Raw genomic sequence first — 10,526 nt, 5'->3', positions numbered from 1 at the left:
GATGCTGCTTATGTGGAGAAACATTTAGGTAAACTAGTGGCTGATGAAGATTTGGCTCGCTATATTTTATAAGCTGGGGTTACCCTCTGCATGATTGTGTGGAGGGTTATTTGGAATAGACGTTTTTCTTCCTATTGGTTTTATCTGTTACTAAAGGCAAAGCAAATTTATTTCCAATACGTTTTAAAATGCTTGAAAGTGTCAAGGTATGTGGCATTTCTCTGCGTGCAGTAGTAAAAAATAATTAATCATAATCTGTTGAATTTAAATAATTATTTTTAAAATAATTCTCTACGCTATTGACTATTACTTCAATTCTATAGACGAAAACCTGTGATTATCACAGAATGGTCGAATACTTATTAATAAAATTGTTCCATGAAAAAACATTCTTTATGGTGCACTAGTCAACTTAATCTGTATTCAAGCGCAGGCTTTGCAATCTCCGGATTTTTCTACAGCAATATTGGTAGGAAGAGGTTCAATCATAAAAAATCTGTGCAGCCAGAATTAACACAACCAAAAGAAGCAATTGATGCAGTACAAGAAGCCTATTCTTCTGCTTTACCTCAACTGCAAGAAGCTCAAGATACTCAATCCTTAATCCCTGAGCAACAAAAGCAAACAGATACTATTAATTGTGATTATAGAATTCCTGTTGAAACTTCAGATATTGCTTTAGGATTTATCATCAATTGGACCCAGCAAGCTGTTATGCAATCGTTTGATTTTAATTTTGCATCCATGGATACCCAATTGGAAAAACTACAAGCTTGTTATACCGAAAATGGTTGGGTTAAATTTAAGAGCGCATTACAAAACTCAGGTAACATGGATGCCATTAAGACGCAAAATTTGGCCGTGAGTAGTCAGATAGATGGTCAAGCTCAACTCATCGAATTCAAAGATTATTTATGGAAAATCAACTTGCCTTTAAGAGTGGTCTATCAAAGCGATGAGCAAAGGGTTACTCATTTTCTTAATGTTTATCTAACTGTAGGCCGGAAAGTAAATGGCAATCTCGGCATCATGCAAATGATTGCTACACCGCGGTTTTCCCCGATATCCGTAAAATCAACAGCGGTAGATGAGGCAATTCGCGGTATGTACCAAATTGTGGCTAATAAAAAACAGATACTTTGAATACCGTACAAAACAGTATAACTACTTTTTTACTTCCTTCTTCCCTCAACGTATTGGATTAAGGACTCCAACCAATACTGCAAATGCAAGACAGTTAGAACATTTTGTTCAATCACCGCCATACCAATCTCCACAAAGGACTCCAGTAATACATCGAATGCCAATTGCTCAATATCAAGAAGAACCTACCAGCAATTTTGTTTATAAAACGCTTGCCGAAATGACGCAAATGAATCAAAATTTTATTTTATATGGATTAAACCAGGCTCTGATTCAATCATTTGATTTTAAATATAAATTTTTAGATACCCCTGCCCAGCAATTACACTCGTGGTATGCAGAAAATGGAGAGGTTAGAACAGCAGCACAAAAATCAGATAGTATTGAAGTAAGTAAAGCAAAAAAGCCCATGATAAGCAGCCTGACGAATGAAGAGGCTCGCCTTACTGCCGCTGATAGTGAACAGTGGAAAATCACCTTTCCGTTAAATTTTGCTGATGCAAACGACAAAAATAAAGTAACTCAATTAAATGTAACAATAGGTTGGAAAATTATCGGCGATCATGGCATGCCAAGGAACACTTCGCTGAGCGTGCCTTCTGTACACCCAATTATCCTGGCTTCTTCATCCAATATGGATTCAACTACGGTCAGAGCTAATAGTGCAACTCCAAAAATACCAGCAAATAATCCGATACAGCAATCGTCACAAGTGCTAAAAAATGATCTCACTTATCAAACCACGGCAACCCAACAACCAGCTGTTATCAATTGTGATTATAACATTTCTACCGGAACCACTAGCCTTGATCAAGCGTTTGTTTTAAGTTGGGCAGAATATGCGGCAATGCAGTCTTTTCGTTTTAATTCGGAGTCTATTGATACGCAATTGCAGCAATTGCAATCTTGTTTCACTGAAGAGGGATGGATTGAATTTAAGACTGCTATGTATAAATCGGGTAATATTGAAGCAATTAAAACACTCCAATTAACCATGAGCAGCGAGATTAACGGGCATGCCCAATTGCTCGAGTCCAATAACAATCAATGGAAAATTACTTTGCCCTTAAAAGTTCTTTATCAAAGTGATAAAGGTAAGGTGGGTCAAATAATAAATATTAATTTAACTGTGGGTCGAAAAATAACAGGTGATCTCGGCATTAGACGAATGGTTGCTACGCTGGATGATACTGCCGCACCTCCAGATTCACCTCATAGCTAATACCATAAACAAAAAGGGGACTCTCTTGGCATAGTAATTTGAGATTATCCGTTTTTCCCCAGCTTATGCTAATTTATGAGGGCACTAGCATACAAAATAAATGGCTATCAATAGAAAGCTAATGTATTAAAATGCGCTTAATTGTGAGAAATTTGTCGCAAAATAAACAACAAAAGAACTATAATGGCGATTTTTCAAATCACAGATTGAGTGCTTATGATTGCTTTATTAGAAGCTTACCGTGCTGGTTTGTTGCGCCGACAAAACTGGTTACCCAATATTGTTTCAGGAGTTATTGTTGGTGTTGTGGCCTTACCATTGGCAATGGCGTTTGCAATTGCTTCTGGCACTAAACCGGAACAGGGAATTTATACGGCGATTGTAGCTGGACTTCTGGTTTCCGCATTTGGAGGTAGTCGCTTACAGATCGCGGGGCCAACAGGTGCCTTTATTGTTATTCTTTCTAGTATTACTGCTCAGTATGGTATTGATGGGTTGCAAATTGCGACGTTAATGGCGGGCTTTATATTGCTCTTTCTAGGAATGGCACGTCTTGGTACCGTAATAAAATTTATCCCCGATCCAGTCATTGTCGGCTTTACAGCGGGTATTGCTGTTATTATTTGGGTAGGCCAGTGGAAGGATTTTTTGGGCTCCCCGCTGTGTCAGGCGCTCATTTTCATGAGAAGCTGTGGCATTTGCTGCAAGTATTTCCGCAATGGCAACCAACAACGACTGCCTTAGCCGTACTGTCTTTATTGCTGGTATGTTTTTCTTACAAATTACCGGGTATGAAACGGGTCCCAGGGCCTTTAATTGCTTTGCTGGTTGCTACTGGCCTGCAAGCTTATTTCCAGTTTAAGGGGGTAGCTACCATAGGCAGTACGTTTGGTGGGATCCCTCAAGGGTTACCTGCCTTACATTGGCCAACAGTTACGGTTAACCGCTTCATTGAGTTACTTGGTCCAGCGTTCACTATTGCAATGCTTGGAGCGATTGAGTCGCTACTTTCCGCTGTGGTTGCTGATGGCATGGCTGGCACTCGACATAACTCTAACCAAGAGTTAATAGGCCAAGGTGTTGCCAATATAGCTGCTCCTTTATTTGGTGGCTTTGCTGCAACTGGCGCTATTGCACGCACAGCAACTAATATTCGCAATGGGGGTACTAGTCCTCTTGCGGGTATCGTGCACGTAGTTACCTTGATATTGATTATTATGTTTCTTGCACCATTGGCAGTACATGTACCATTGGCGGCGCTTGCAGCTATCTTATTTGTTGTGGCTTGGAATATGAGCGAGGCACCTCATTTTTTCAAAATGCTTAAACGAGCTCCAAGAGCTGATGTGCTTATTCTACTAGTAACTTTTGGACTCACTGTGTTTGTTGATTTGGTGGTTGCAGTCAATATCGGAGTTATTTTAGCTACTTTCCACTTTCTGCGGCGCATGGCTGCCAGTGTTGAAGTACAACAAGTTAGTGAGCAGGACTTACAAAAAGAGTTCGCTAGTAATGGTATCCACCTTTTGCCTACAGGGCTTCTAGTCTATGCTGTGGAAGGACCGTTCTTCTTCGGGGCAGCAGAGAATTTTGAACGGGCACTCATTAGTACTCATACGGAGCCGCGACTATTAATTATTAGATTACGTTGGGTTCCTTTTATTGATATTACCGGTTTGCAGACGTTAGAGGAGGTCATTGTTAATTTCCATAAGCGTCAAGTTCGAGTCATGTTGACTGGGGCGAATGCGCGGGTAAAATCCAAGTTGCAAAAAGCGGGCATTATCAAGTTAGTAGGTACAGAAAATATTTTTGCAGAGTTTTCTCAAGCCCTTGTTGTTGCACATCAAGCTTTAAATAGTATTTCAGAAGAGAAGCCAAGTGTTTAACGAAGGCTAAATTGCACAACTTTGACTAAACAGTTGATTTAAATCAATGGCGAGGCACTTCTGCAGTTCCTCGTCATTTTTTTAAAAATAACATGCCAAGGATTCGTGTGTACCGATTTAATATGTTCTACCTCGGAAGGTGTAGGCAGGCGATAGGGAAGTAATTGGCTTAGGCTGTATAAACTTAGCTGACTTAGATCGCGACTTAACATAAAAGAACCTTCGGCTGTAGTATGTATCAACTCCAAATCTGTCAGAAGCTTTACCATGTCATCGACATCAATTGCAAAAGGATGGGTACTGGCATTGACGAGTAAATCCAAAGAGACGCTTTTGCCTTTTCTTTGGGCATGCCAAAGCTGATGAAGCCAGAGAAGTGCATGCGAAAATCCATCGATTGCTTTTCCTGTCCGCCTTTGGTGATGAACTGCGAGGGCATAACTGATCTCGGCACCTAAAAGGGTAATAATCCAGACCCAGTAAACCCAGATAAAAAAGATCGGTACTGTGGCAAATGCGCCGTAAAGTAATTGATACGTGTCGTAGCGCGTTAAATAGTAAGCGAAACCTTGTTTGGCCGACTCAAATAATAGGGCTGCTATAACGCCTCCCCAGAAGCCATCACGAAATTTGACAGCACAATTAGGTACGATGACATATAAAAAGGTAAAACCAGTCAGCGAAATAACAAAGGGAATGGTATTTAACAAAATTAAGGGTGCATGATGAGCTTTAAGAAGTGGAATGGAAATCACGTAAGAACTGATGACTACACTTAAACCCAGGAAGAGTGGTGCCAAGGATAAAATAGCCCAATACAGAAGAAGAGCCGCTACCCCTTTTCTTGGTGAGGAAACCCGCCAAATTTTATTCATGGTGCCTTCAATGGTCACCATAACCAAGATAGCTGTAACAAAGAGGAACATGACGCCCCAAATTGACAATTTAGAGACTTGAGTTGTAAATTGCTGTAAATAATTTTGTACTACTTTTCCGGTAGCGGGGACAAAATTGTCAAAAATAAAATCTTGTGCCGGTTGCGCAAGCCCTTGAAAAACTGGAAAAGAAGAGAGAATAGCCAAACCAACAGACATAAGGGGAACAACAGCGAGCAGGCTGGCAAAAGCGAGTGCTGAAGCACGATAAGTACAATCATCATGAATAAAATGATGAGCCACAAAACGGATAAAACGTTCAGCTTCATAAAATTTATTGGTTATTCTTTCTTTCCAATCCATGGGAAACTCAGCTATTGCTAATTAACGTGAGTTCGATATAAAAAACAGGACTCTATTTTATATCGCTCAACGAACATTATCTCGTAAAATGCGCAGCATTTATACGGGATCCGGTATCAATATGTCGTTGCTAATTCCGCTTCATTATCCTGTTGTCGGGTGATGCTAAATGCGCCCAGTAAAGTAATCAAATACATAACGGCTACTATCGCACAATAGAGACCGAGGTAGCTATTGCTGTGTGTCGTCGCATAGAGCTGGTTAGCTACTTCAACACCTAGCGCTTGAGCACACATACTCACCATACTTATCAAAGCATAAGCCGTGCCTTTACTGACAGGTGTTGCAAAAAGAGTACGTCTGATTAAGGGGGCGGTAGTTACACCTTGGCCAAACGAGTAGACTAGAAGTCCAGGCATTAAATATAAAAAACTGCCATTACTCATCAAAGGAAGCAAGCATGCAACTAAAAGACCACCAATAGCTGTGATTGAACCTAAGAAAATTATTTTCTTAATTGAATATTGATGCGTCAATTTACGCAGATACCAACTACCTAAAATTTCTGCTGCAAAAACGGGTAATTGCCATAGAGCATATTCGACCACTGTTAATTGGGCGTCAGTCACCAAAATAATTGGCGAGAGTGCAATCCAGGCTATGCAAGGTATTGCCAATAAGCCACTGGCTATTGCACCCAGCATAAAAGATGGATTGCTCAATAATCGTAGATAATTAGTCGCAACCACCCGTGGTGCTAAAGTAGCGGGGTTTATCTTTTCACCATCTTTTTAATCGCCCCTATAGGTTCAGGCATAAAGCGCCATATTCCCCAAAGAGCAAGCAGGGCCAATACCCCAATCAAAGCAAAAATAGCACGCCAGTGAAAATACAGGATAAAGCTGGCTCCAGCTAAAGGACCAAGCAAGGGAGCGAGACAAGCTACATTGGCAAGGATGGCAATTAAACGAATGGCATCCATTTCAGCGAAGATTTCTTGTAAAGTGGCATAGCCAATAACCGCAATAAAACATAAACCCATACCTTGAAAGTAGCGAGCGAGTAAAAATTGCTCCATTGAGTTAGAACAGGCAATCAGTAAGGTAAAAAAGAAAAATTAATGCGCCAGCAAGCATGACAGGCCTACGGCCAAAACGGTCGGAAATGGGTCCTAAAAATAATTGCAGACTCGCACCACCAAGCACATAAACCGTTAATGAAGTCGCTATAGCGGATTCCGGAGCATGAAAGAAGGTAGTTACCTGAAGCATGCCAGGCATGATCATATCATTAGCAATGTAGACCAGAAATTGGTAAAGAACTAAGAAACTGGCAAAATAAAGTGCCTGTCGACGAGAAATATTGATCAAAGGCTGTGACATGCCAGTCTCATAAGTGGTTTTAAAAGGGGGGTATTCATTATACATTAAGATTTATGTATATTCACCATGATTTCTATTAAATCACTTTAATTCACTTCATGTACGACAAAATGATCTTTGTTATACTCAGTCTTTTTACTAAGGATTGAGGCATGTATACGATCTATCATAATCCGCGTTGCTCGAAATCGCGCGCTTGTTTACAACTACTTCAAGACGCTGCTGTGCCCCTTAAGATTGTTGATTATATGCATCAATCATTATCTGCTGAGGTCATACGTCGCTTTGCTGCTAAATTAGGTTTGGCTGCTATAGTACGTAGTAACGAAGCCATCTATAAGGAGCAACGTTTGGCAGAGGCTAATGAGGAAACCATCATTCAAGCGATTATTGACCACCCACAACTTTTGCAAAGACCCATCGTTATTTTTGGCCAGCAGATGCTTATTGCTCGCCCACCGGAAAAAATTTTGGAGTTGCTTAATGATTAAACCTTATATTCTGGTCCTTTATTATTCTCGCACAGGTGCGACAGCTCAACTCGCTCAATACCTTGCTCGTGGTGTGGAAAGCGTTGCTGGGATAGAAGCCAGATTAAGAACAGTACCGCCTGTCTCGGCTACCTGCGAGGCAGTGGATAACTCCGTGCCCGATACCGGAGCACCTTATGCAACTCTGGATGATTTGCGCCATTGTCAAGGACTAGCTCTAGGAAGCCCGACCCGTTTTGGTAATATGGCTGCTCCCCTGAAATACTTTTTAGATAGTACGACTCCTTTGTGGCTCACCGGTGATTTAGTGGATAAACCAGCTTGTGTCTTCTCTTCCTCAACCTCGATGCATGGTGGACAGGAAACTACCCTTACCAGTATGATGTTACCGTTATTCCATCACGGCATGTTACTGCTGGGTTTACCCTATACTGAACCGACTCTAAGTAGTACACAAACAGGTGGTACTCCTTATGGCGTAACCCATGTTTCAGGTCTTACTAATGTCACTTCGTTGAGTCAAGATGAAATTATACTGGCAAAACAGGTGGGTAAGCGTTTAGGAGAGATTGCAATGAGCCTAAGAAAGAAAGCGGCAGTTTAAATTTGTAATTCGACCCAAGACCTAGTAAGGTCACTAATTTTTATCGGTGATAACCACGTGAAAATAATCAGTTTTAATGCCAATGGCGTTCGAGCGGCAGCTCGGAATGGATTTTATGACTGGCTAGCTACCCAGAATGCTGATTTTGTTTGCCTTCAGGAAACAAAAGCTCAAATACCACAGTTGTTGCCTGAAGAGCTTTATTATCCACGTGATTATTTTTGTGAGTATTATGATGCCCAAAAAAAGGTTATAGTGGTGTGGCAATATATGCTCGTCATAAGCCTTTAAAGGTGCGAAAGGGTTTAGGTTTTGATTATTGTGATAATGAAGGCCGTTATATTCAATTTGATTATCCGCGTTTGAGTGTGATTTCTCTTTATCTACCATCAGGAACGAGTGGTGAAGGCCGACAAGCCGTAAAATATGATTTTTTAGAGCGTTTTGCTAATCATTTGATAGCCTTAAAAAATGAAGGACGCGAATTAATTTTGTGCGGCGATTACAACATTGCTCATAAAAAAATTGATTTAAAAAACTGGCGTGGTAACCAGAAAAACTCTGGCTTTCTGCCTGAAGAGCGTGCATGGATGGACAGTCTTTTTGGTACTCTAGGATTTGTGGATGCCTTTAGAGTATTAAATCAAGAAGAAGAACAATATACTTGGTGGTCTTACCGCAGTCTCGGTGCTTGGGATAAAAATATAGGGTGGCGTATTGATTATCAAGTCATTACTCCTGGTTTAGTCAGTAGTGTCAGTAAGGTCAGTATTTCTAGAGAGAGACGCTGGTCTGATCATGCCCCATTAATTATTGAATACGAGGGAGATTGGTGTGCTTAAGCTCGCCAGTTGGAATGTAAATTCGCTGAAAATTCGCTTAGACCAGGTTCTAACCTGGCTTGCGTCATCCGCGGTCGACATCTTGGCATTGCAGGAAATTAAATTGGTTGATGAAAGCTTTCCCAAAGAAGCTTTTATTGAGTGTGGCTATGAAGTTGTTTATGCTGGTCAAAAAACCTATAACGGTGTTGCGATTATTAGTCGCTATCCTCTTAACGATGTGATGACTGATATTCCAAGTTTAATTGATCCCCAACGCCGAATTTTAGCAGCGACGATAGGAGAACTTCGTCTTATCAATCTTTATGTACCAAATGGCTCGGAGCTAACTTCAGAAAAATATCGTTATAAGCTTGATTGGTTGGAAAAAGTGACGGTATTTATCAAGGAGCAATTATTACTTTATCCAAAACTGGCTGTTGTCGGTGATTTTAATATTGCCCCAGAAGATAGAGACGTGCACGATCCGTTGGAGTGGGTTGGACAGGTATTGGTCAGTCCACAAGAGCGCGACGCGTTTAATACGTTATTAAATTTGGGCTTAACAGACAGTTTCCGTCATTTTCCGCAGGAAGAGCGCCTCTTTAGTTGGTGGGATTACCGTGCTGCTGCTTTTAGGCGCAATCGAGGATTACGCATTGATCATATCTTGCTGAGTGAAGCACTAAAGGCTCTCTGTCTGCAAGCCGGTATTGATAAAGAACCTCGTAAGGCTGAGCGCCCTTCTGATCATGCTCCAGTTTGGGTTGAGCTTAATGATCGTATTTAATGCTAGTTCATTGTAAACTAGCTATTGTTTGCACGGTTGTTAACCATTAATTTACATAAGGACGTAAAATGACTATTAGGATAGGTTTTTTAGCCGGTGGGATTTTTCTATTAAGTGCAGGGCTGTGGGCAGCGGAGTCTGCTGAAGAGGTGTTGACGATGCAGAAAAAAGTGACATCGGCTACGACACAACAAGCTATGTCCCCCCAAGGAGGCTTTGCAGCGTTTGAAAGAAGGTAATCAACGTTTCCTAACCAATAATATGCGTCAACGTAATTATCTTGCTCAGGCAAAGCAATCTTCTTATGGTCAATTCCCTTGGGCTGTGGTACTGAATTGCATGGATTCGCGCAGTGTTCCTGAATTATTTTTTGATCAAGGATTGGCTGATTTATTTACTTTGCGTGTAGCAGGTAATATTTTGAATGAGGATATTTTGGGTAGTTTGGAATTCGCTACCAAAGCGGCCGGTTCACGTTTAATTGTAGTGCTTGGACATACTTCCTGTGGGGCTGTGGCTGGTGCTTGCCATGACGTTAAGTTGGGACATTTGGACCATGTCCTTGGGAAGATTAAGCCGGTAGTCGCTCCTACAGAAAAAGAGATGGGGATTCATGATTGTGACAAAGCTGAATTAATCGATGCCATTGCTAAAAATAATGCCTTGCATGTAGTCAAACAAATTCAAGAGCAAAGCCCTATTATTAAAGAATTATTAGCCAAGGGAGAGGTAGGCATTATTGCTGGTTTGCATGATGTTAAGACAGGCAAAGTGACTTTTTTGAAGAAGGACGTCTTTTACCAGCGGGAAAAAATTGATCTATAATAGTATTTCTGGTAATGTTGCGCGTCATTTATTGAGAGTATGGTGCTTGGTATAGGTTCAGGTGGCGATACTCGTTTTGAAAACAAAGAGAGTGGTATTATGAAAGCCTCAATTCATCCTG

The 10,526-nt window shown here is 40.9% G+C and carries 13 protein-coding genes and 2 pseudogenes; 10 read left to right on the top strand and 5 right to left on the bottom strand.

Going from position 1 to position 10,526, the window contains the following annotated elements:
- The first annotated feature begins 498 nt into the window (after window positions 1-498).
- A complete protein-coding gene (locus BN58_RS20660; RefSeq protein ID WP_051131811.1) occupies window positions 499-1,143 on the top strand; it encodes a DotI/IcmL family type IV secretion protein in 645 nt (214 codons plus the stop codon).
- Window positions 1,144-1,172: 29 nt separating this feature from the next.
- Here BN58_RS20660 and BN58_RS35640 read toward each other — a convergent pair whose 3' ends face one another.
- Complete coding sequence (locus BN58_RS35640) at window positions 1,173-1,307, bottom strand: hypothetical protein (RefSeq protein ID WP_269570058.1); 135 nt, start codon at window positions 1,305-1,307, stop codon at window positions 1,173-1,175.
- On the opposite strand from BN58_RS35640, the gene BN58_RS27775 reads away from it, so the two are divergent.
- From BN58_RS27775 to BN58_RS37345, 3 genes and pseudogenes are all read left to right on the top strand, one after another.
- Window positions 1,301-2,365, top strand: coding sequence for a DotI/IcmL family type IV secretion protein (locus BN58_RS27775; protein WP_051131810.1), 1,065 nt, complete (start codon window positions 1,301-1,303; stop codon window positions 2,363-2,365). The two genes, BN58_RS35640 and BN58_RS27775, sit on opposite strands and share 7 nt — an antisense overlap.
- Before the next feature lie 216 nt (window positions 2,366-2,581).
- Window positions 2,582-3,672 (top strand): annotated as a pseudogene (locus BN58_RS20650) (SulP family inorganic anion transporter); the annotation flags it as partial.
- Window positions 3,658-4,254 (top strand): STAS domain-containing protein, encoded by a 597-nt coding sequence (locus BN58_RS37345; RefSeq protein ID WP_408605433.1) that lies wholly within the window; start codon window positions 3,658-3,660, stop codon window positions 4,252-4,254. The pseudogene BN58_RS20650 and the gene BN58_RS37345, both read left to right, overlap by 15 nt.
- A 38-nt stretch (window positions 4,255-4,292) precedes the next feature.
- Here BN58_RS37345 and BN58_RS20645 read toward each other — a convergent pair whose 3' ends face one another.
- The 4 genes from BN58_RS20645 to BN58_RS35630 all read right to left on the bottom strand — a co-directional run bounded on the left by BN58_RS20645 (window position 4,293) and on the right by BN58_RS35630 (window position 6,874).
- Window positions 4,293-5,492, bottom strand: a complete 1,200-nt coding sequence (locus tag BN58_RS20645; RefSeq protein ID WP_019215094.1) for a YihY family inner membrane protein — start codon at window positions 5,490-5,492, stop codon at window positions 4,293-4,295.
- Window positions 5,493-5,608: 116 nt separating this feature from the next.
- On the bottom strand, window positions 5,609-6,241 hold the full coding sequence (locus tag BN58_RS32190) for a hypothetical protein (protein WP_232220210.1): 633 nt from the start codon (window positions 6,239-6,241) through the stop codon (window positions 5,609-5,611).
- A gap of 23 nt (window positions 6,242-6,264) precedes the next feature.
- Window positions 6,265-6,570 carry an MFS transporter gene (locus BN58_RS35635; protein ID WP_269570056.1) on the bottom strand — a complete coding sequence of 102 codons (306 nt, stop codon included), beginning with the start codon at window positions 6,568-6,570 and terminating at the stop codon, window positions 6,265-6,267.
- A 4-nt stretch (window positions 6,571-6,574) separates the two neighbouring features.
- Window positions 6,575-6,874 carry an MFS transporter gene (locus BN58_RS35630; RefSeq protein ID WP_269570055.1) on the bottom strand — a complete coding sequence of 100 codons (300 nt, stop codon included), beginning with the start codon at window positions 6,872-6,874 and terminating at the stop codon, window positions 6,575-6,577.
- Between the two features lie 152 nt (window positions 6,875-7,026).
- Between BN58_RS35630 and arsC the strand changes: the two genes are divergently transcribed.
- The 6 genes and pseudogenes from arsC to BN58_RS20630 all read left to right on the top strand — a co-directional run bounded on the left by arsC (window position 7,027) and on the right by BN58_RS20630 (window position 10,405).
- Window positions 7,027-7,365 carry an arsenate reductase (glutaredoxin) gene (gene arsC, locus BN58_RS00120; protein ID WP_019215093.1) on the top strand — a complete coding sequence of 113 codons (339 nt, stop codon included), beginning with the start codon at window positions 7,027-7,029 and terminating at the stop codon, window positions 7,363-7,365.
- Complete coding sequence (gene wrbA / locus BN58_RS00115; RefSeq protein WP_019215092.1) at window positions 7,358-7,969, top strand: NAD(P)H:quinone oxidoreductase; 612 nt, start codon at window positions 7,358-7,360, stop codon at window positions 7,967-7,969. Before arsC ends, wrbA begins: the two co-directional genes overlap by 8 nt.
- Window positions 7,970-8,026: 57 nt before the next feature.
- Window positions 8,027-8,811 (top strand): annotated as a pseudogene (locus BN58_RS20635) (exodeoxyribonuclease III).
- A complete protein-coding gene (gene xth / locus BN58_RS00105) occupies window positions 8,804-9,580 on the top strand; it encodes an exodeoxyribonuclease III (RefSeq protein WP_019215091.1) in 777 nt (258 codons plus the stop codon). The pseudogene BN58_RS20635 and the gene xth overlap by 8 nt, the downstream one beginning before the upstream one ends.
- Before the next feature lie 68 nt (window positions 9,581-9,648).
- The gene (locus BN58_RS37340; RefSeq protein ID WP_019215090.1) at window positions 9,649-9,819 is read left to right on the top strand and encodes a hypothetical protein; all 171 of its coding nucleotides are present in this window, start codon (window positions 9,649-9,651) and stop codon (window positions 9,817-9,819) included.
- A complete protein-coding gene (locus tag BN58_RS20630) occupies window positions 9,797-10,405 on the top strand; it encodes a carbonic anhydrase (protein WP_232220209.1) in 609 nt (202 codons plus the stop codon). Before BN58_RS37340 ends, BN58_RS20630 begins: the two co-directional genes overlap by 23 nt.
- Window positions 10,406-10,526 lie beyond the last annotated feature (121 nt).

It is taken from the genome of Legionella tunisiensis, from assembly GCF_000308315.1.
GTDB lineage: Bacteria > Pseudomonadota > Gammaproteobacteria > Legionellales > Legionellaceae > Tatlockia > Tatlockia tunisiensis.
This window is presented reverse-complemented; position numbering and strand designations above follow the sequence as displayed.